Source organism: Streptomyces sp. NPDC001678 (genome assembly GCF_042892945.1).
Classification (GTDB): domain Bacteria; phylum Actinomycetota; class Actinomycetes; order Streptomycetales; family Streptomycetaceae; genus Streptomyces.
Window position 1 is genome coordinate 126,374 of the sequence record NZ_JBIAUP010000008.1, and the last position, 20,772, is coordinate 147,145.

The window sequence follows — 20,772 nt, forward strand, 5'->3', positions numbered from 1 at the left end:
GAGGGACCGCTCCGGGGGGCGGTCGGCTAGCGCGCCGTGCGCTCGTGCACGTACGTGACAAGCCGCGTGAGCGCGTCCGGGTCCGTCGTGGGCATGACGCCGTGCCCGAGGTTGAAGACGTGCCCCTCGAGCCCGCGCGCGGCCGCCAGCACCTCGTCCGTCTTCGCCTCGACCGCCTCGCGCGGCGCGAAGAGCACCGTCGGGTCCAGGTTCCCCTGGAGGGCCTTGCCGGGGCCCACCCGCCGGACGGCCTCGTCCAGGGAGACGCGCCAGTCGACGCCGACGACGTCCGCGCCGGCCTCGCCCATCAGGCCCAGCAGCTCGCCCGTGCCCACGCCGAAGTGGATGCGCGGCACGTCGTAGCCGGCGACGGCGTCGAAGACCTTGCGGGAGGCGGGCATGACGTAGCGCCGGTAGTCGGCGGGGGCGAGGGCGCCCGCCCAGGAGTCGAAGAGCTGGACGGCGCTCGCGCCGGCCTCGATCTGGACGCGCAGGAAGGCCGCGGTGATGTCCGCGAGGCGGTCGACCAGGTCGGCCCACAGCTGCGGGTCGCCGTACATCATGGCCTTGGTGTTCTCGTACGTCCGCGACGGGCCGCCCTCGATGAGGTAGCTGGCCAGGGTGAAGGGCGCGCCGGCGAAGCCGATGAGGGGCGTGGTGCCCAGCTCGGCGGTGAGCATGCCGATGGCCTCGGTGACGTAGGGGACGTCGGAGGGGTCGAGGGCGCGCAGCCGCTCCAGGTCGGCGCGGGTGCGGACGGGCTCGGCGACGACCGGGCCGACGCCGGGCTTGATGTCGAGGTCGACGCCGATGGCCTTCAGCGGCACCACGATGTCGCTGAAGAAGATCGCGGCGTCGACGCCGTGCCGGCGGACCGGCTGGAGGGTGATCTCGGTGACGAGGTCGGGCCGCATGCAGGACTCGAGCATGGGGATGCCCTCGCGCACCTTGCGGTACTCGGGGAGCGAGCGGCCCGCCTGCCGCATGAACCACACAGGGGTGTGGGGCACCGGCTCACGGCGGCACGCCTTCAGGAACGCCGAATCATGTGCCGCGGTGCGGCCGGTCTGCTGCTGGCTGCGCTCACTCATGCCCCAAATCTTCGCACGGGCCGAACGAGTGACCCGCCCGTGTGGGTGTCCCTACCCGGAACAGCGGGTCCTTCCGCCTAGTCTTCCGGGCATGGCTGCGGCTCAGGGACACCTCTCGGACGGTCCGGACGACGCGGATGGGGAGGGCACCCCGTCCGTCTTCCGGCAGGCGGTCGCCGGGCTGCAAGGGGTACGCCTGCGGCCCGAGATCGAGCTGGACGCGACACCACCGCCCCAGCGGCTCGCCCCGTACTCGTACGCGCTGGAGGCGGCGGTCGTCGTGGACGACCAGGAGCTGGCGGACGGGCGGCTGATCCTGCTGCACGATCCGGCGGGGCACGACGCCTGGGGCGGCACGTTCCGGCTGGTGACGCTGGTGCACGCGGAGCTGGAGCCGGAGATGGCGGCGGACCCGCTGCTGCCGGAGGTGTGCTGGTCCTGGCTGACGGGGGCGCTGGAGGCGCGCCGGGTGCCGTACGCGGCGATCAGCGGCACGGTGACGCGCGCCGGCTCGCACTACTTCGGGGGGCTGCGGGAGCGGGAGCCGTCGACCCGGATCGAGATCCGGGCGTCGTGGTCGCCGGCCCCCGCGAAGGGGCCGGCGGGTGCCGAGCGGGCGGTGCCGGACACGGCGGCGCATCTGTCGGCATGGTGCGACCTGCTGTGCCAGATCGCGGGGCTGCCGCCGGGGGGCGCGCCCGAGGCGGGCATCGTGTCGCTGCCGCAGCGCCGGGGGCCGCACAGCAGCCGCTGACGGGGGCCGCCGGTCGGTGGCCGAGTCCTGACGAACCACCCTTGACCAGCTGTTTTCGGTCAAGGGTGGTGGGTTATCCGGTCATGATTCCGGCTGGGGAAACCGTCGAATCGATCGGGCAATCGTCTCAATTGCCCGAATTGTTACTCATCAATTCGTGATCATTCCCTAAAGCCGGGCCGTTTCATTGCCGAAGGAGCTTGTGACCCTTCCCATACGGATCGCCCCGGCTTATCCCCAAAGTCGGCACCGTCCCGCCACTCCCCCCACTGGAGGCCTGGTGTCCGTTCTCCTCGAGCAACCCGCTAGCCTCGCCTACCGCCCGAACAAACCCACGGCCATGGTCGTCGTCGCCGACCCCCGGGTCCGCTCCACCGTCACCCGCCATCTGTGGGCGCTGGGCGTACGCGACGTGATCGAGGCCTCGTCCATCGCGGAGGCCCGGCCGCGCATCGGCAACCCCCGCGACATCTGCGTGGCCGACGTCCACCTCCCGGACGGCTCCGGCCTGACGCTGCTCTCCGAGACCCGCGCCGCGGGCTGGCCCAACGGTCTGGCCCTGTCCGCCGCCGACGACATCGGCGCCGTGCGCAACGCCCTCGCGGGCGGCGTCAAAGGCTATGTCGTCACCGGAACCCGTACGAACCTCGGCATCCCCGGCCGTCCCGGGGCCGCCCCCATCGGCTCCGCCGCCGCCCGGATGCAGCGCCGGCCCCCCGGCGCCCCAGGCCACCCGGGTGGCTACCGCGAGCTGTCCGGACGCGAGGTGGAGGTGCTGCGGCTGGTTGCGGAGGGCCAGTCCAACAAGGCCATCGGCGTCTCGATGGGGCTCTCGGCACTCACCGTCAAGAGCCACCTCGCCCGGATCGCCCGCAAACTCGGCACCGGGGACCGCGCCGGAATGGTGGCCGTCGCCCTGCGCACCGGCATCATCCACTGAGCGCCCCCCGAAATCCCCGCCGCGCCCGTCGCCGGAACGTTCCGGCGACGGGCGCTTGCCATACACAGATACCCTTGACCAGTGACCGACGCCCAAGAGACCGCAGAAGACACGACACTGCGAACCACCGGGGGCGGCCCCCCGGACGACGTCGATTCGGCGCCGATCCCCCTGCTGGAGCCACGCGAAGGCATGCCCCCGGTCGTCGCCGACGCCGACGCCCTGGCCCGGGTCGTCGCGGCCTTCGCCGCGGGCACCGGGCCCGTCGCCGTGGACGCCGAGCGGGCCTCCGGCTACCGCTACGGCCAGCGCGCCTACCTCGTCCAGCTGCGCCGCGAGGGCGCCGGCACGGCGCTGATCGACCCGGTCGGCTGCCCTGACCTGTCCGCCCTCGGCGAAGCCATCGGCGACGCCGAATGGGTGCTCCACGCAGCCACCCAGGACCTGCCGTGCCTGCGCGAGATAGGGATGACCCCGTCGCGGCTCTTCGACACCGAGCTGGCGGGCCGGCTCGCCGGCTTCGCCCGGGTCGGGCTCGGCGCGATGGTCGAGAACGTCCTCGGCTACGCCCTGGAGAAGGGCCACTCCGCCGTCGACTGGTCCACCCGCCCGCTGCCCGAGCCCTGGCTGCGCTACGCCGCGCTGGACGTGGAGCTCCTGGTCGACCTCCGCGACGCGCTGGAGACGGAGCTGTCCCGGCAGGGGAAGCTGGAGTGGGCCCACGAGGAGTTCGACGCCATCGCCGCCGCCCCGCCCCCGCCGCCGCGCAAGGACCCCTGGCGGCGCACGTCCGGGATGCACAAGGTCCGCCGCCGCCGGCAGATGGCCGTGGTCCGGGAGCTGTGGACCACCCGCGACCACGTGGCCCAGCGACGCGACGTCTCGCCCGGCAAGGTGCTCGGCGACGGCGCGATCATCGAGGCCGCGCTCAACATCCCGCCCAACACCCACGCGCTCGCCGCGCTGCCCGGCTTCGGGCACCGGATGAGCCGCAAGCAGCTGGAGCAGTGGCAGTCCGCGATCGACCGGGCCAAGGGCATCCCGGAAGCCGAGCTCCCGCAGCCCGGCCAGCCGCTGACCGGCCCGCCCCCGCCGCGCGCCTGGGCGGACAAGGACCCGCTGGCCGCCGCCCGGCTCGCCGCGGCGCGCACCGCGGTCTCCGAGATCGCCGAGCGGCTCACCATGCCCCAGGAGAACCTGATCACCCCGGACACGGTGCGCCGGCTGTGCTGGGAGCCGCCGAGGCACCCCACCGTGGAGTCCGTCGCCGAGGCCCTCACGGCCCACGGCGCACGCGCCTGGCAGGTGGACCAGGTGACGCCGGCGCTGGTGAAGGCGCTGACGGAGGCCACGGCCTGACATCACACACACCCACGGACGGGCTGGATTCATCCAGCCCGTCCGGCGTTTGAGGACCGGGGTCCGGGGCGGAGCCCCGGGACGGAATGTGACCTTCGCCGCTCCCGCCCAGGGGTCTGGGCAGCATGGTTACCCGCAAGTAGCATGACGGGTGTCAGCCCGCACCGCGGCGGAGCCGTCTCGGCATGCCCGCGCGCAGCGATCCGCACCTGGAGGAGAGCCAACGTGCCTCGTACCGCTAGGGACGTCGTCTTCGTCGACGGCGTCCGCACCCCGTTCGGCAAGGCGGGCCCGAAGGGCATCTACCACGAGACCCGCGCCGACGACCTGGTCGTCAAGTGCATCCGGGAGCTGCTGCGCCGCAACCCGGACCTCGACCCCGCCCGTATCGACGAGGTCGCCATCGCCGCGACCACGCAGATCGGCGACCAGGGGCTGACGCTCGGCCGTACGGCCGGCATTCTCGCGGGCCTCCCGCAGTCCGTGCCGGGCTACTCCATCGACCGTATGTGCGCCGGTGCCATGACCGCCGTGACCTCGGTCTCCGGCGGCGTCGCCCTCGGTGCCTACGACATCGCCCTCGCCGGCGGCGTCGAGCACATGGGCCGTCACCCCATGGGCGAGGGCGTCGACCCCAACCCCCGCTTCGTGTCGGAGAAGCTGGTCGACGAGTCGGCCCTCTTCATGGGCATGACGGCGGAGAACCTCCACGACCGCCTCCCGCACATCACCAAGCAGCGCGCCGACGAGTACGCGGTGCGCAGCCAGGAGAAGGCCGCCAAGGCGTACGCCGACGGCAAGATCCAGGCCGACCTGGTGCCGATCTCCGTCCGCCGCACCTCGCCCGAGGGCGGGGAGACCGGCTGGGGCCTGGCCACCGCCGACGAGCCGATGCGCCCGGGCACCACGCTGGAGAACCTGGCGGGCCTGAAGACGCCGTTCCGTCCGCACGGCCGGGTCACCGCGGGCAACGCGGCCGGTCTCAACGACGGTGCCACCGCCTCGCTGATCGCCGCCGAGGACGTGGCGCGCGAGCTGGGCCTGCCGGTCAAGATGCGCCTGGTCTCCTACGCCTTCGCCGGTGTGGAGCCCGAGGTCATGGGCATCGGCCCGGTCCCGGCCACCGAGAAGGCCCTGGCCAAGGCCGGTCTGACGATCGCCGACATCGGCCTGTTCGAGATCAACGAGGCCTTCGCCGTCCAGGTGCTCTCGCTCCTGGACCACTACGGCATCGCGGACGACGACCCGCGCGTCAACCAGTACGGCGGCGCCATCGCGTTCGGCCACCCGCTGGCCTCCTCCGGCGTCCGGCTGATGACGCAGCTGGCCCGCCAGTTCGAGGAGCAGCCGCACGTCCGCTACGGCATCACGTCGATGTGCGTGGGCTTCGGCATGGGCGGAACGGTCATCTGGGAGAACCCGCACTTCGACGGAGGCGACAAGTGAGCACCACCACTGAGCTCCTCAAGGGCGCGGCCGAGCTGTTCCCCGACGAGGTCGTGACCCAGGCGCACGTGCGCCACCTCGACCTGCCCGGCGCGGGGCGCTTCGCGCTCATCACGCTGGACAACGGCCTGGACCACACCAAGCCGACCACCTTCGGCCCGCAGTCGCTGGCCAACCTCGACGCGGCGATCGACCAGGTCGAGGCGGAGGCCGCGGACGGCAAGATCACCGGCGTCGGCATCACCGGCAAGCCGTTCATCTTCGCCGTCGGCGCCGACCTCAAGGGCGTCGAGCTGCTGAAGAAGCACGAGGAGGCCCTGGCCATCGGCAAGGGCGGCCACGACGTCTTCAAGCGGCTGTCGGCGCTGGCGGTCCCGACCTTCGCGTACTACAACGGCGCCGCGATGGGCGGCGGCGTCGAGGTCGGTCTGCACTGCACCTACCGCACGGTGTCCAAGGCGATCCCGGCGTTCTCGCTGCCCGAGGTCTTCCTCGGCCTGGTGCCCGGCTGGGGCGGCTGCGCCCTGCTGCCGAACCTCATCGGCGCGGACCGCGCGGTCTCGGTGATCATCGAGAACTCGCTGAACCAGAACAAGCAGCTGCGCGCCAAGCAGGTCCTCGACCTGGGCATCGCCGACGCCCTCTTCGAGGGCGCGGACTTCCTGGAGCAGTCGCTGCTGTGGACGGCCTCCGTCCTCAAGGGCGAGACCGAGGTCATCCGCGCCGAGGTCGACCGCGGCGAGGCCTGGGACCAGGCCATCGAGCGCGGCCGTGCCTTCGCCGACTCCAAGGTGCACGGCGCCGCCCCGGCCGCCTACCGGGCGCTGGACATCATGGCCGCCGCCAAGAACGGCGACCTGCGTCAGGGCTTCGACGCCGAGGACCAGGCCCTCGCGGACCTGATCATGGGCGGCGAGCTGCGCAGCGGCATCTACGCCTTCAACCTGGTGCAGAAGCGCGGCAAGCGCCCCGTCGGCGCCCCGGACCGGTCGCTCGCGCGCCCGGTGAACAAGGTCGGTGTCGTGGGCGCCGGTCTGATGGCGTCCCAGCTGGCGCTGCTGTTCCTCCGCCGCCTGGAGGTGCCGGTCGTCCTGACCGACATCGACCAGGAGCGCGTGGACAAGGGCGTCGCCTATGTCCACGGCGAGATCGACAAGCTGCTCCTCAAGGGCCGTATCAACCAGGACAAGGCCAACCGCCTGAAGGCCTCGGTGACCGGATCGCTGGACAAGGCCGCCGCCTTCGGCGACGCGGACTTCGTCATCGAGGCCGTCTTCGAGGAGATGGGCGTCAAGCAGCAGGTGTTCGCCGAGCTCGAGGCGGTCGTGCCCGAGCACGCGATCCTGGCGACCAACACCTCCTCCCTCTCGGTCACCGAGATGGCGTCGAAGCTGAAGCACCCCGAGCGGGTCGTCGGCTTCCACTTCTTCAACCCCGTCGCGATCCTTCCGCTGCTGGAGATCGTGCGCGGCGAGCGGACCGACGACGCGGCGCTGGCCACGGCGTTCGGTGTCGCCAAGAAGCTGAAGAAGACGGCGGTGCTGGTGAAGGACGCCCCGGCGTTCGTCGTCAACCGCATCCTGGTCCGCTTCATGGGCGAGATCCAGAACGTCATCGACGAGGGCACGCCGGTCGCGGTGGCGGAGAAGGCCGTCGAGCCGCTCGGTCTGCCGATGTCGCCGCTGGTGCTGCTGGAGCTGGTCGGCCCGGCGATCGGTCTCCACGTCTCCGAGACGCTGGCCGCCGCCTTCCCCGACCGCTTCAAGGTCTCGCCGAACCTGGCCGCCGTGGTCAAGGCCGGCAAGCGCGGCTTCTACGTCTACGACTCCGGCAAGCCGGAGCTGGACCCGGAGGTCGCCGCCCTTCTGGTGCAGGGCGACACGGTCCTGACGGAGGAGCAGGTCCGGGCGCGCGTCCTGGAGGCCGTCGCCCAGGAGATCGGCCTGATGCTGGACGAGGGCGTCGTCGCCGAGGCGCAGGACATCGACCTGTGCCTGATCACCGGTGCCGGCTGGCCCTTCCACCTGGGCGGCGTCACGCCGTACCTGGACCGTGAGGGCATCTCCGAGCGCGTCATCGGCCGCCGCTTCCTGCCGCAGGGCGTGGCGAGCGTCCCGGCGTAGTCCCGGGCACGGCGCCGAAAAGGGCCGCGCGGGCAGGGGTTCCCCCGCCCGCGCGGCCCTTCGGCTGTCGGCCGGTCACTGTGCCGGGGGCAGCTCCGTCGTCGCGAACTCCCGCAGCCAGGCGCGGAAGTCCGGCCCGAGGTCGGAGCGTTCGCAGGCCAGCCGCACGGTGGCCTTCAGGTAGTCGGCCCGGTCACCGGTGTCGTAGCGGCGCCCCCGGAAGACGACGCCGTGCACCGGGCCGCCGACGCCGGTGGTCGCCAGCTCGTGGAGGGCGTCGGTGAGCTGGATCTCCCCGCCGCGGCCGGGCGCGGTGTGCCGCAGGACCTCGAAGACGGCCGGGTCGAGCACATACCGTCCGATGACCGCGTAGCGGCTCGGGGCGGTGCCGGGCGCGGGCTTCTCCACCAGTCCGGTGATCCGGGGCGCGTCGGCCTCCTCCGTCGGCTCCACCACGGCGCAGCCGTAGAGGTGGATGCGGTCCTCGGGCACCTCGGTGAGCGCGACGACGCTGCCGCCGTGCCGCTCGCGCACCTCGATCATCCGGGCGAGCAGCGGGTCACGGGGGTCGATCAGGTCGTCGCCGAGGAGCACCGCGAAGGGGTTCGGCCCGACGTGGGCCTCGGCGGCCAGCACCGCGTGCCCCAGCCCCAGCGGGTCGCCCTGGCGGGCGTAGTGCACCGTGGCCAGCGCGCTGGACTCCCGGACGAGCGCGAGGCGCCGCTCGTCGCCCTTGGCCTCCAGCACGGTCTCCAGCTCGTGGGCCCGGTCGAAGTGGTCCTCCAGGGCCCGCTTGTTGCGCCCGGTGATCATCAGTACGTCGGTGAGGCCGACGGCGGCCGCTTCCTCCACGACGTACTGGATGGCGGGCTTGTCGACGACGGGCAGCATCTCCTTGGGCGTGGCCTTGGTGGCCGGCAGGAAGCGCGTGCCGAGGCCCGCGGCGGGGATGACGGCCTTGGTCATGGGCGGGGTGGCGGGTGTCTGCATGTCGGGGCGTGGCCTGCGGCCGGTCCTTTCCTGTGCGGCCGCCGGGGGGTGTCCTGCCGGCGGCGCGGTCTGCGGGGTGTGGTTCAAAGGGTGTTCCCGGGCGTCCCGGTGGCCCGGCCGAGGGCGTGGAAGCTCCAGCCCGCCGCGGTCCAGCGGGCCGCGTCCAGGGCGCCCCGCCCGTCGAGGATCCGGGCGTGGCGGGCCAGGGGGCGGAGCCGCGCCGGGTCCAGGTCCCGGTACTCGCTCCACTCGGTCAGGTGGAGCACCACGTCCGCGTCGCGGACGGCGTCCGCGGCCGACAGGGCGTGGCCGAGCTGGGGGTGCGACTTGCGCGCGTTGTCCATCGCCTTCGGGTCGTGGACGGTCACGTCCGCTCCGTCGAGGTGGATCCGGGCGGCGATGTCCAGGGCCGGCGAGTCGCGGATGTCGTCGGAGTCCGGCTTGAAGGCGGCGCCCAGCACGCCGACCCGCTTCCCCTGCAAGGAGCCGCCGCACAGCTCGCGGGCCAGGTCGACGGCGCGCTCGCGCCTGCGCGTGTTGATCGCGTCGACCTCGCGGAGGAAGGCCAGGGAGCGGCCGGTGCCCAGTTCCTCGGCGCGCGCGGCGAACGCGCGGATGTCCTTCGGCAGACAGCCTCCGCCGAAGCCGACCCCGGCGCGCAGGAACCGGGCGCCGATGCGCTCGTCGTGGCCGATGGCGCGGGCCAGTACGGACACGTCGGCGTCCGCGGCCTCGCACAGCTCCGCCATCGCGTTGATGAAGGAGATCTTGGTGGCGAGGAAGGCGTTGGCGGCCGTCTTGACCAGTTCGGCCGTGGCGAAGTCGGCGGTGATCACGGGGGTCCCGGCGGCGATGACGGGTGCGTAGACCTCGCGCAGCAGCGACTCGGCCGCGGCGGACCGGACGCCGAGGACCAGCCGGTCGGGCCGCAGGGTGTCGCGCACCGCGAAGCCCTCGCGCAGGAACTCCGGGTTCCAGGCGAGCTCGGCCGCCGCTCCGGCCGGGGCCAGCTCGGCGAGGCGCCGGGCCAGCCGGTCGGCCGTGCCGACCGGCACGGTGGACTTCCCGACGACCAGCGCGGGCTTCCTCAGGTGCGGGCCGAGGGCCTCGACGACGGCGTCCACGTAACGGAGGTCGGCGGCGTCGGAGCCGGGGCGCTGCGGCGTGCCGACGCAGGAGAAGTGCACCTGTCCGAAGTCCGCGGCCTCCTCGTAGGAGGTGGTGAAGCGCAGCCGGCCCGACGCCGTGTGCTTCGCCAGCAGCCCGGCGAGCTCCGGCTCGTAGAAGGGCACCCGCCCGGCGCGCAGGGCGGCGATCTTCTCCGGGTCGACGTCCACCCCGAGCACCTCGTGCCCGAGTTCCGCCATGCAGACGGCGTGGGTGGCACCGAGGTAGCCGGTGCCGATGACAGTGAGCCGCAAGGACACGGCCTCTCCTTGTAGTGATGTGCGGTGGGCTGCGGAGTGGGCTGAGCGGGCCTGGCGAAGTGCCCCGAAGGGGCGCGGGAAGGATGCGTCGTGCGGCTCCGCCGCGTGGGCGCGACCAGCCACGACGCACCCGCAGACGACGTACCGGACTCCCCGCGGAGCGCTCAGCGCTTGGCCCAGACCCGGTAGATTCCGGTCCCGCCGGAGTGTTCGAAGGGGATCGTGGCCAGCAGGCGGTAGTGCGCGCTGCCCTTGAGCCGCTCGGCGATGAAGGCCTCGGTCTCACCGGTGGCGCCGGTGGCCACCCCGTCGAGCACCACCAGGTCGAACCAGCCGTCGTCGAGCGCCCGCTTGTACCCGTCCCTGCCGGTGTGGACGGCGCCGCGCGCGTCCTTGTAGTCGAAGGAGTAGGTGCCGAACCACTGCCGCGCGCTCGTCTTCTCACGGAGGTAGTACGCGGGGACCTCGGACGTCGCGCTGAGGTAGCGGCCCTTGGCGTTCACCTCGGGCTCGATCGTCCTGATCAGCTGCGTGGAGTCCGGCCAGACGCCGAACCGCCAGGTCGACTGGGCGAGGCCCGCGCAGAGCATCACCACCCAGAGCAGGATGCCCAGTTGCGGGTAGCGGAAGTGGGCGCCGACCAGGCGGCTCACCCCGATGCCCGCCATGGGCGCCGCGAAGAGCAGGCCGAATCCCACGTGCTTGAACAGCGACACGCCCGTGCCCAGGTACATCTGGTAGGCGGGTGCCAGTACGGCGGTGCCGCACAGCAGGACGCCGACCAGGAAGCGCCAGCGCGGGCCCGGCCCGCTCAGGCTCAGGGAGCGGGGCGATTCGTTCATGCGCCCGCGCCGCGCGTAGGAGAAGGCGCCCAGGCAGGCGGTGGCGAACAGCAGTCCGCCCCACGCCAGCGACCGCCGCAGGAGGGCGAGGGCGCTCTCCGTGCCGTGCTCGCGGCCGGTGGTGGTCGTCTCGATGCCCGAGAGCACGTCGGTGGTCAGCAGGCCCGCGCCGACGATCCCGGCGGCGGCCACGGCCAGCAGCGCGCCGCGCCACAGGGACCGCCTGCCGTGGTGCGGCCACGCGGTGAGCACGGCCAGCACGACGAGCGTGGGCAGGTACAGCCCGGACGCGTACTTGACCCCGACGGCCAGGGCCGCCACGGGCGCCGCGAGCAGCACGACGGCGACGGGCCGGCGGTCGGTGCGCACGACGATCCAGGCGGCCAGCGCGAGCAGGAAGAGCGCCGCGGCGTCGTACGTCGCGAAGTTGCCCAGCACGATGGTGGACTGCGTCACCGCGAACAGCGCCGCTGCCCCCAGTGCCACCCGCTCGTTGAACATCCGCCGGGTGAAGGAGTAGAGCAGGGCCGTGGTGCCCAGCATCAGGGCGAGGCTCAGCGCCCGGGCCCCGGCCAGCCCGAAGGCGGAGTCCACGAGCGCGGCCAGGACGGGGTGGAGCACGGCCGAGCCGGAGAAGAACGCGTCGTAGTCGGTGGGCAGTTCGGTGCCGTGGAGGAGGTGGTCGAGCTCCGAGTGCCCCGCCCGCAGGTACAGCGCCTCGTCCTGGAAGGCGGTGTTGCCCAGCCGTAGCGAGAGCACCGCCTGGATGGCGAGGACGCACAGCAGCACGGCCCGGCTGACCCAGCCGCGGCGGCGGCTGTGGGCCATGTCCCAGCCCGCGTCCGGGGTGGGGGGTATGTGGTAGCCCGGTTCGTCGTCGGCAGCGGCTTCGGCGTCGGCGGCTTCGGCGTCGGCGCCCGGCCGGTCGGTGTCCGGGGGCCAGGGCGCCGGCTCCTGCGTCTCGGGCACCCGCGCCTGTGCCGTGTGCTGTGCGTACGGCTGCTCCTGGTGGGGAGCGGGGTACGGCGCCGGGTACGTCCCGGGGGCCGGGGCGGCGAGCCCGGTGGGGGGCACCGGGTACGCCGCGGCGTGGCCCGGCGCGTAGGGGTCGGTCCCCGGGGCGCCATAGGGGTCGTAGCCCTGGGCGCCGTAGGGATCGAACGCCTGGTGTTCGGGGCCGGTCACCTGGCCGCCGGTCCAGCCCATGTCGTAGTAGGGGTCGTCGTGTCCGGGCGTGTACCCGGCCGGCTGCTCGGGCACCCGGTGGCCACGTGCCTGGGGGTCGTTGATCGAAGGCTCCATCATGGTTTCCGCACGTCGAAGCCGAAGGTGTCATCGGCCGCGAGTCGTTTGAACTCGGCCAGCGCCAGCGGGCTGACCGACAACCGCCAGTCGCTGCGCTTGCGGTAGTCGAACCAGACGAATCCGACGATGTCGTCGTGGCCCTTGACCCCTTCGAGGAGGCTCCGCACGCTGGTCAGGCGTCGCTCACCCGGTTCCGCCGCGGTCTCCAGGATGAGCAGGGGCTTGTCGGTGAAGGTCCGGATCTTCTTGATGGTGAGCCCGAAGACGCCGTCGAAGGTGTTGGGCTCGAACGTGGTGAAGTAGCCGACCATGCCCACCCAGTCGACGTATCCGTCGCCCGGGTAGTAGTCGGCGATGTCGACGTTCCGCACCGGGTTGACGATGTTCGGGGACCACGCCCAGATCACATTGCCGGCGCCGGCGTCCGCGAAGACGTCGTGGACGCGCTTCCAGGCCCGGACGTAGTCCTCCGGCTTGACGTGCTTGGTGCCCCACTTCTCCCAGTGACCGTTCATCTCGTCGGCGAAGCTGATGACGATCGGGATGTTGAGCTTCCGCGCGGCTTCGGCGAATTCCTTGACGTAGGCGTCGGACTTGCCGTCGGCGATATCGGCGATGGGGGTGTCGGCCGGTTCCCAGGAGAGGACCGTCAGGGCCCCCTCCGCCCAGGCGTTGCGCACGCCTTGGGTGTTGAAACCGTCGCCCCAGGCCGCGTAGTACTCCAGCAGGTTGGGCTTTTTGCCCACCATCTGCCCATATTTCGCCACAGGGGCCATGGAACTCGGCGCCCCTTCCACCGCGGCGCCGAAGTACTTCTTCTTCGGGCTGATCAGGGAACGGAGGTCGAACAGCCGGGGCGCCTCGGGGGACGCCTGCCGGGTCGCCGCCCGGCCGCCGGACTCGCTCCGCCGCTCCTCGGCGGAGCTCAGCGAGGAGCAGCCGGTCAGGACGACGGCGGTGGCGGAGCAGAGCAGGGCGACGGACGCCGTCACACGCTTCTTCACGGCGCTCATGCGGTCTGCTCCGCTCGGGGCTGGACGAGGACCCGGCCGACGACCAGGGCGTAGAAGAGGCCGGTGGACAGGATCAGGGCGAAGTCGGGGGCGTACATGGTGAACATGCGCCACACCGCCGCGCCGACCCAGATGACGGCGGTGCCGCCGCTCCACACCCACATGCCGATCCAGAAGCGCCGCGTCTTGTTCTTCTTCGCGCCGGAGGATCCGGTGGGCTGCCAGCCCATGCGGTTCTTGCGCAGGATGTCCCAGATGGCGAAGGTGTGCGCCCAGCCGTACATCATGCGGGCGGCCCAGGCCTCCAGGCGATAGGGGGCCTTGTGCCACATCGGGAAGATGATCGTGGTGTAGAGGATGCTGGGGAGGACGAGCAGCAGGTGCTCGACCTTCAGCTTGTCCGGCATCGCGAGCAGCAGCACGACGGGGATGACCGGGGCCGCGAAGGTGAAGAGCGCCGTGTGGATGTAGTAGAAGAATCCGGAGAGATAGCAGAGCCGGCTGGACAACCGGATCTTCGCCTTCCAGAATTTCCTGCTGGACATCAGGCTCATGGACCCCGAACACCAGCGGTACTGCTGGTTGAAAAAGGCTCCCGCGGAATCCGGGCAGACACCGGTCGATACGGCGACGGGAACATACCTGAGGTCCCAGCCGAGCCCCCGGAGATCGAACCCGGTGTGCACGTCCTCGGAGTGCTCGATGAGCGTGGTGCCGCCGTTGGTATCGAGGGCCGCTCGCCGGTACACCGCGCAGCTGCCGACACAGATCGCGCCGTCACTGCCCTGCCGGGATACCTGGACGGACCGGTAGAAGAGTTCCTGGACCGCTCCCGCGCCCCGCTCGATCCAGTTCTGCGAATCGAGCACACGGAAGTACTGGGGTGACTGGACGATACCGATCCGGTCATCGTTCTCCATATACGGAAGAAGTTCTTCCAGCAGATCGGAGCGCGGCGCGAAGTCGGCGTCGAGGATGAGGATGTACTTTCCGTCCGACTGGCCGTAGCCGAAGTGCATGTTGCCCGCCTTCTTGAACCAGCCGCGGTTCGGGCGGGTGCCGTAGCGGAAGCCGAAGTCGGCCGCCATGGCCTTCAGCCCGGGGTCCGCGGCGTCGTCCATGACGAAGGGCACGCAGACACCGGGGTACCGGTCGGCCAGCGCGCGCACATGCGTCCAGGTGTTGTGCAGCACCTCGATGGGTTCGCCGCACACGGGAAGGAAGACGTCGACCGACGGATATTCCTCCGGCCGCCATTCGCGGACCAGTCGCCGGTGCGCCTTGATGTCGAAGTCGCGGGCGAAGGCGTTCACCCGGAGCGATATCAGGTAGTAGACGACCGTGAAGACCAGCAGCGGCACATAGATCCACAACAGCGGCGTCGAAGCGGCCAGCTTGAACTGACTCAGCACAAGACAGCAGAAACTGATGAGTGAGCTGACGGTCAGCACCCACAGATGGCGCTTCGCATACGAATACTTCTCGCGCTCCGTCGGCGGCTGCGGCAACAGCCCGCCGTGCACGACGCCGCCACGTCCCGCGCGACGACGGCCGCCGGAGCGCGCCCGATGCCCGCCCGGACGGGCGGGCTGAACTGAACTCATGCAAACTCCCCCGAGCCGTACGGCCCGACAACCCCACCCCGGAAACTTTTGGACACACCGATCGACCCGCGATCAATGGGCAGCGAAAGTATATACCGGGTAAAGAACGGCCAAAGGGGTGGTCACATGTGGTTGATTTCACCCTGCATGTTTCATGGATCGATTGCTCCGGCACGGAGGGGGAAGCTCCGAATACGCCGAAGGGCCGGGCGGACAAGTGCTCTTGTCCGCCCGGCCCTTCGCATGGACCTCGGTGCCGTCCGGCCGGACGGCGGTCCTTCCTACACCCATGCCCAGGGGCCGAGTTCCAGCTCCGGTCCCGCACCGCGCTGCCGTGCGACCCGCAGCCCGCCGTCCGGGCCGATGACGGCCACCACGACCCGGCCCTGGGCGTCGGACGCCAGCGCGGGGGCCCCCGCGCACTCCTCGCCCGCGTCGGACCACGAGGCGTCGACGGCCCCGTCCCCGTCGTACACGGCCACCGCCACGCGCCCGGAGTCCGCCCGCTGGGCCAGGACCGTGCGCTCGCGGCCGCCGAGCACCGTGCGCAGCGCGGCCACCGGCCCGCTGCCGTCGCCGCCGAGCGCGGCCAGCGCGACGGGCGAACCCTCACCGCGGCGCGCGTGGAGCACCGAGTCGCCCTCGGTCCGCCAGAAGTGCGCGACGCGCCCCTCGCCGGCCGGGACCGAGGAGAAGGAGCCCGGCAGGGACTTCACCGCCGTGTCGGGCGTCCGCTTCAGCGGCCCGCCGGGCTCCTCCTGGCGCCAGCGCAGGACGTGGTCCGGCGCGGGCGCGACGAGCTCGACGTGCCCGTCGGCGGAGACGGCCGCGGACCCCGACTCGACGACCTTGCTGCCGGCGAGGTCCAGCCACGGGCCCCAGACGCCCCGGGCGTCCTGGCGGCGGCCGCTGATGCCGCGGCCGGCGTTGCGGAAGTAGAGGTGGAGGCCGACGCCGTCGACGGCCGCCACGGGGAAGCCGATCCGTCCGGCCTTCTCCCAGTCGCCGCCGTGGGGCGTGCCGATGGACCGCCACTGCGTCATGGCGCGGCCCGACTGGAACTGCGTCGCGTAGATCACGTCGGTCTCGGCGCGGCCGTCGTCGTGGGGGCGGCGGCGGAGCCCGGCGAGGTACACATAGCCCTCGGCGCTCCGGGTTATGGAGAGGTACGGCTCCAGCCCCGGCACGTCCAGCCGCTCGGGGCCCGTCCATGCGGGGCCGCCGGGGCGGTCCTCGGTCCAGCGGAGGAGACCGCCCGGGACCGGGGCGTAGGCCGTCAGCCGGCCGTCGTTACCCCGCAGCAACCAGCCGGTGGTGGTGGCCGTGCGCACTGCCATGACTCGCTGACCAGCCTCTCTTGGAAAGCCTTTACCGATTTTGTCGATCCTCGACACTAACACTGCGGATTCCGCCCGCTGACGGCGTGCCAAGCTCGTCACCATGACCGCACGGACCCCGGAATCCCCCAGAACCCCCGATTCCGCTCTTCTTGTCGTGGACGCCGCCAACGTCGTCGGTTCGGTGCCGGACGGCTGGTGGCGCGACCGGCGCGGGGCGGCCGAGCGGCTGCGGGACCTGCTGGCGGGCTACGCGCGGGAGGGGCTTCCCGAGGGGGCGGTGGATCCGGCGCCCGCCGTCCCTCCGGAGATCGTGCTGGTGGTCGAGGGCGCGGCGCGCGGCATCGCGCCGGCGCCCGGGGTGAACGTCGAGGCGGCCCGCGGCAGCGGGGACGACCGGATCGTGGAGCTGGTCGCCGCGCGGGCGCCGGGGCGGCGCTGTGTGGTCGTCACGGCGGACCGGGAACTGCGCGAGCGGGTGAGGGCGCTGGGCGCCGAGGTGGTGGGGCCGCGGGCGGTACGCCCGTAGGCCGCGGCCCCACGGATCCGGGTCCGGGACCGGGACCGGGTCAGACGGTGGGCGGCCCGCTCCGCTGCGACTGGCTCACCCGGCTCATCCTCCTCCCGTAGACGAAGTAGACGACGACGCCGATGAGCATCCACACGGCGAACCGCACCCAGGTCTCCGCCGGCAGGTTGAGCATCAGCCACAGCGACGCGAGCACCGACAGCACGGGGACGTAGGGGACGAACGGGGTGCGGAAGGCGCGCGGCAGGTCGGGGCGGGAGCGGCGCAGGACGACCACGCCCGCCGCGACGACGACGAAGGCGAACAGCGTGCCGATGTTGACGAGTTCGGCGAGGACGTCGATCGAGGTGAAGCCCGCGACGACCGCGACGACGACGCCCAGGAGGATCGTGGAGCGGTAGGGCGTGCCGAAGCGCGGGTGGACGGTGGAGAAGAAGCGGGGCAGGAGCCCGTCACGGCTCATGGCGAAGAACACCCGGCTCTGCCCGAGGAGCAGGATCATGCAGACGGAGGTGAGGCCGACGGCCGCGCCGAAGCTGATCAGCCCGGCCCAGAAGGGGTGCCCGGCGTCCTTGAAGGCGTCGGCGAGCGGCGCCTTCGTGGAGAGCTTGTCGTACTTCTGCATACCGGTGACGACGATGGACACGGCCACGTAGAGCACGGTGCAGATGATGAGGGAGCCGAGGATGCCGCGCGGCAGGTCGCGCTGGGGGTTGCGGGTCTCCTCGGCGGCGGTGGCCACGATGTCGAAGCCGATAAAGGCGAAGAAGACCACGGCGGCCGCGGAGAAGATGCCCATGACGCCGAAGTTGGACGGGGTGAAGCCGAACATCAGCTGGACGAGCGGCGCGGCGAGCCCGTTGCCGCCCGCGGTGCCCTTCGACGGCGGGATGAAGGGCTCGTAGTTGGACCCGTTGATGAAGAAGGCGCCCACGATGATGACGATGAGCACCACGGTCACCTTCACCCCGACCACGATCGCCGTCACCCGGGAGGACAGCTTCATCCCGGCGACCAGAATGGCCGTCAGCACCAGGACGAGGACGGCGGCGAGGAGGTCGAAGCCGAAGCTGCCGCCATGGGCGCCGGTCAGCGGCCCCGGCAGGTGCCAGCCAGCATTGGCCAGCAGCGACTGGATGTAGCCGGACCAGCCGACGGCCACCACGGCGCAGCCCAGCGCCAGCTCCAGGATCAGGTCCCAGCCGATGATCCACGCGGGGAGCTCGCCGAGCGTCGCGTACGAGAAGGTGTACGCGGACCCGGCCACCGGCACGGTGGAGGCGAACTCGGCGTAGCACAGCGCCGCGAGCCCGCACACGATACCGGCGAGGACGAAGGCGAGGGCCACGGCGGGCCCGGCGTTCTCCTTGGCGACCTTTCCGGTGAGGACGAAGATGCCGGTGCCGATGACGACGCCGACGCCGAACACGGTGAGGTCGAGGGCGGACAGGTCCCTGCGGAGGGAGTGTTCCGGCTCCTCCGTGTCCTGGATGGACTGCTCCACCGTCTTGGTCCGGAACATGCCGCTTCTGCCGCGGTCGCTCCGGACGGGTCGCTCTGCGCTCATCGGCTCACCTCCACCTGCTCGGCGTCGCTCGCCCTGCCCGAACTGAGCGAGTGTCCGCGATGATCGGGGCGTGATGCGGGCGGCCACAGCCACCCACCCCCAGGATTCACCCGATGGAGGGCAGGCGCATCCATGCGGAAGGGCCGACCGGACCACCCGTGAGGGTGGTGCGGCCGGCCCTTGGGGACGGCGGCGGTCCCGTCAGTCGCGGACGGCCTCGGCGGTCTCCCCCGCCTCGGAGGACTCGGTGGAGCCGGTGACCTCGGCGGCCTTCACGACCTTCGCCGTCTTCACGACCTTCGTGGCCTTCACGACCTCCACCGCCTCCACGGTCTCGTCGGCGCCGTCGAGGCGGCCGTCGAGCTTGGCGACGAGGCCGGTGACCTGGCGGGCGATGTCGGGGGCGGTGAGCCCGATCTCCGCCATGACCTCCTTGCGGGAGGCGTGGTCGAGGAAGCGCGGCGGGATGCCGAAGTCGCGCAGCGGCAGGTCCACTCCGGCGTCGCGCAGCGCCTGCGCGACCGCCGAGCCGACACCGCCGACCCGGCCGTTGTCCTCGACGGTGACGACGACGCGGTGCTCGGCGGCCAGGCCCGGCAGGGCCGGATCGACGGGCTTGACCCAGCGCGGGTCGACGACGGTCGCGGAGATGCCCTGCTTGTCGAGGAGGTCGGCGACCTCCAGGCACATCGGGGCGAGCGCGCCGACGGAGACGATCAGGACGTCGGGACGCTCGGTCGCGTCGGCGGGGCGGCGCAGCACGTCCATGCCGCCGATGCGGCAGACGGCCTCGACGGCCGGGCCGACCGTGCCCTTGGAGTAGCGGACGACGGTGGGGGCGTCCTTGACCTCGACGGCCTCGCGCAGCTGGGCGCGGACCTGGTCGGCGTCGCGCGGGGCGGCGATCCGCAGGCCGGGGACGACCTGGAGGATCGACATGTCCCACATGCCGTTGTGGGAGGCGCCGTCGTCGCCGGTGACGCCGGCCCGGTCCAGGACGAACGTCACGCCGCACTTGTGCAGGGCGACGTCCATCAGCACCTGGTCGAAGGCGCGGTTGAGGAAGGTGGCGTAGACGGCGAAGACCGGGTGGACGCCGCCGGTGGCCAGGCCCGCCGCGGAGGTGGCGGCGTGCTGCTCGGCGATGCCGACGTCGTAGACGCGCTCGGGGAAGGCCTTGGCGAACTTGCCGAGGCCGACGGGCTGCATCATCGCGGCGGTGATGGCGACGATGTCGTCCCGCTCCTGGCCGAGCTTGACCATCTCGTCGGCGAAGACGGAGGTCCAGCTGGCGCCGCCGGAGGAGACGGGCAGGCCGGTGTCGGGGTGGATGGCGCCGATGCCGTGGAAGCGGTCGGCCTCGTTCTGCTCGGCGTGCTTGTAGCCGCGGCCCTTCTGGGTGAGGCAGTGCACGAGGACGGGGCCGCCGAAGCGCTTGGCGCGCTGGAGCGCGGACTCCAGGGCCTCGATGTCGTGGCCGTCGATCGGGCCGACGTACTTCAGGCCGAGGTCCTCGAACATGCCCTGCGGGGCGATGAAGTCCTTCAGGCCCTTCTTGGCGCCGTGGAGCGTCTCGTAGAGGGGCTTGCCGAGGACCGGGGTGCGCTCCAGGAGGTCCTTTCCGCGGGCGAGGAAACGCTCGTAGCCGTCGGTGGTGCGCAGGGTGGCCAGGTGGTTGGCGAGGCCGCCGATGGTGGGCTCGTAGGAGCGCTCGTTGTCGTTGACGACGATGACGAGCGGGCGGTCCTTGGCGACGGCGATGTTGTTCAGCGCCTCCCAGGCCATGCCGCCGGTGAGCGCGCCGTCACCGATGACGGCAACGACGTGGTCCTTCCTCCCCAGGATCTGGTTGGCCTTGGCGAGGCCGTCGGCCCAGCCCAGGACGGTCGAGGCGTGGCTGTTCTCGATCACGTCGTGCTCGGACTCGGCGCGCGAGGGGTAGCCGGACAGACCGTCCTTGGCGCGCAGCTTCGAGAAGTCCTGGCGGCCGGTGAGCAGCTTGTGGACGTAGGCCTGGTGACCGGTGTCGAAGAGGATCTTGTCCTTGGGCGAGTCGAAGACCCGGTGCATGGCGATGGTGAGCTCGACGACGCCGAGGTTGGGCCCGAGGTGTCCGCCGGTCTTGGAGACGGCGTCGACGAGGAAGGTGCGGATCTCCGCGGCCAGCCGGTCGAGCTGCTCCGGGGTGAGCCGGTCCAGATCGCGCGGTTCCCTGATGCGGGTCAGCAGCGCCACCCGTGCCTCCTTGTTCGAGCTGTCGAGCCTGGTCGAGCTCGCCGGTCCGTCGAGTCTAATGTTCCGCCTGTGATCCGCCTGCAATGGCGGTGAACGGGTGATGCGACCTATCTCACGCGTTCGGCGGAGCGAGATCACACACCATATGGAAGGCCGGGCGGACGCGCACGACGAGGGGCCCGGACCGGCCATCCGGCCCGGAATCCCCTC

General features: G+C 71.8%; 15 protein-coding genes. 6 read left to right on the forward strand and 9 right to left on the reverse strand.

The features are described from left to right. Positions 1-26 precede the first annotated feature (26 nt). Positions 27-1,091, reverse strand: coding sequence for a uroporphyrinogen decarboxylase (gene hemE / locus ACFYZR_RS18810; protein ID WP_391911554.1), 1,065 nt, complete (start codon positions 1,089-1,091; stop codon positions 27-29). A gap of 91 nt (positions 1,092-1,182) precedes the next feature. Here hemE and ACFYZR_RS18815 point away from each other — a divergent pair, with 91 nt between their 5' ends. The 5 genes from ACFYZR_RS18815 (at position 1,183) to ACFYZR_RS18835 (ending at position 7,713) form a co-directional block, all read left to right on the forward strand. Beyond that, complete coding sequence (locus ACFYZR_RS18815) at positions 1,183-1,845, forward strand: DUF3000 domain-containing protein (RefSeq protein WP_361698887.1); 663 nt, start codon at positions 1,183-1,185, stop codon at positions 1,843-1,845. 280 nt (positions 1,846-2,125) lie between these two features. Beyond that, complete coding sequence (locus ACFYZR_RS18820; protein ID WP_126916532.1) at positions 2,126-2,785, forward strand: response regulator transcription factor; 660 nt, start codon at positions 2,126-2,128, stop codon at positions 2,783-2,785. A gap of 81 nt (positions 2,786-2,866) precedes the next feature. Then, the gene (locus ACFYZR_RS18825; RefSeq protein WP_391911557.1) at positions 2,867-4,144 is read left to right on the forward strand and encodes an HRDC domain-containing protein; all 1,278 of its coding nucleotides are present in this window, start codon (positions 2,867-2,869) and stop codon (positions 4,142-4,144) included. A gap of 225 nt (positions 4,145-4,369) precedes the next feature. Next, positions 4,370-5,590 carry a thiolase family protein gene (locus ACFYZR_RS18830; RefSeq protein ID WP_391911559.1) on the forward strand — a complete coding sequence of 407 codons (1,221 nt, stop codon included), beginning with the start codon at positions 4,370-4,372 and terminating at the stop codon, positions 5,588-5,590. Beyond that, on the forward strand, positions 5,587-7,713 hold the full coding sequence (locus tag ACFYZR_RS18835) for a 3-hydroxyacyl-CoA dehydrogenase NAD-binding domain-containing protein (protein ID WP_391911561.1): 2,127 nt from the start codon (positions 5,587-5,589) through the stop codon (positions 7,711-7,713). Before ACFYZR_RS18830 ends, ACFYZR_RS18835 begins: the two co-directional genes overlap by 4 nt. A gap of 75 nt (positions 7,714-7,788) precedes the next feature. On the opposite strand, the gene ACFYZR_RS18840 is transcribed toward ACFYZR_RS18835, so the two are convergent. The 6 genes from ACFYZR_RS18840 to ACFYZR_RS18865 all read right to left on the reverse strand — a co-directional run bounded on the left by ACFYZR_RS18840 (position 7,789) and on the right by ACFYZR_RS18865 (position 16,231). Beyond that, positions 7,789-8,703, reverse strand: a complete 915-nt coding sequence (locus tag ACFYZR_RS18840; protein ID WP_391911563.1) for a UTP--glucose-1-phosphate uridylyltransferase — start codon at positions 8,701-8,703, stop codon at positions 7,789-7,791. Between the two features lie 83 nt (positions 8,704-8,786). Next, positions 8,787-10,130: a UDP-glucose dehydrogenase family protein gene (locus ACFYZR_RS18845; RefSeq protein ID WP_391911565.1), complete on the reverse strand. Its 1,344-nt coding sequence runs from the start codon at positions 10,128-10,130 to the stop codon at positions 8,787-8,789. Between the two features lie 164 nt (positions 10,131-10,294). Next, on the reverse strand, positions 10,295-12,277 hold the full coding sequence (locus ACFYZR_RS18850) for a glycosyltransferase family 39 protein (protein ID WP_391911567.1): 1,983 nt from the start codon (positions 12,275-12,277) through the stop codon (positions 10,295-10,297). Next, positions 12,274-13,290 carry a glycoside hydrolase family 26 protein gene (locus ACFYZR_RS18855; protein ID WP_391911568.1) on the reverse strand — a complete coding sequence of 339 codons (1,017 nt, stop codon included), beginning with the start codon at positions 13,288-13,290 and terminating at the stop codon, positions 12,274-12,276. The genes ACFYZR_RS18850 and ACFYZR_RS18855 overlap by 4 nt, the downstream gene beginning before the upstream one ends. Further along, on the reverse strand, positions 13,287-14,894 hold the full coding sequence (locus ACFYZR_RS18860; protein WP_391911570.1) for a glycosyltransferase family 2 protein: 1,608 nt from the start codon (positions 14,892-14,894) through the stop codon (positions 13,287-13,289). Before ACFYZR_RS18860 ends, ACFYZR_RS18855 begins: the two co-directional genes overlap by 4 nt. A 281-nt stretch (positions 14,895-15,175) precedes the next feature. After that, positions 15,176-16,231: a hypothetical protein gene (locus ACFYZR_RS18865; RefSeq protein WP_391911572.1), complete on the reverse strand. Its 1,056-nt coding sequence runs from the start codon at positions 16,229-16,231 to the stop codon at positions 15,176-15,178. Positions 16,232-16,334: 103 nt separating this feature from the next. Here ACFYZR_RS18865 and ACFYZR_RS18870 point away from each other — a divergent pair, with 103 nt between their 5' ends. Further along, complete coding sequence (locus tag ACFYZR_RS18870; RefSeq protein ID WP_391911574.1) at positions 16,335-16,760, forward strand: NTP pyrophosphohydrolase; 426 nt, start codon at positions 16,335-16,337, stop codon at positions 16,758-16,760. 40 nt (positions 16,761-16,800) lie between these two features. On the opposite strand, the gene ACFYZR_RS18875 is transcribed toward ACFYZR_RS18870, so the two are convergent. Both ACFYZR_RS18875 and dxs read right to left on the reverse strand, forming a co-directional pair. Beyond that, positions 16,801-18,327 (reverse strand): amino acid permease, encoded by a 1,527-nt coding sequence (locus tag ACFYZR_RS18875; protein ID WP_391911576.1) that lies wholly within the window; start codon positions 18,325-18,327, stop codon positions 16,801-16,803. A gap of 201 nt (positions 18,328-18,528) precedes the next feature. Then, positions 18,529-20,562 carry a 1-deoxy-D-xylulose-5-phosphate synthase gene (gene dxs / locus ACFYZR_RS18880; RefSeq protein ID WP_391911578.1) on the reverse strand — a complete coding sequence of 678 codons (2,034 nt, stop codon included), beginning with the start codon at positions 20,560-20,562 and terminating at the stop codon, positions 18,529-18,531. Between the last annotated feature and the right edge of the window lie 210 nt (positions 20,563-20,772).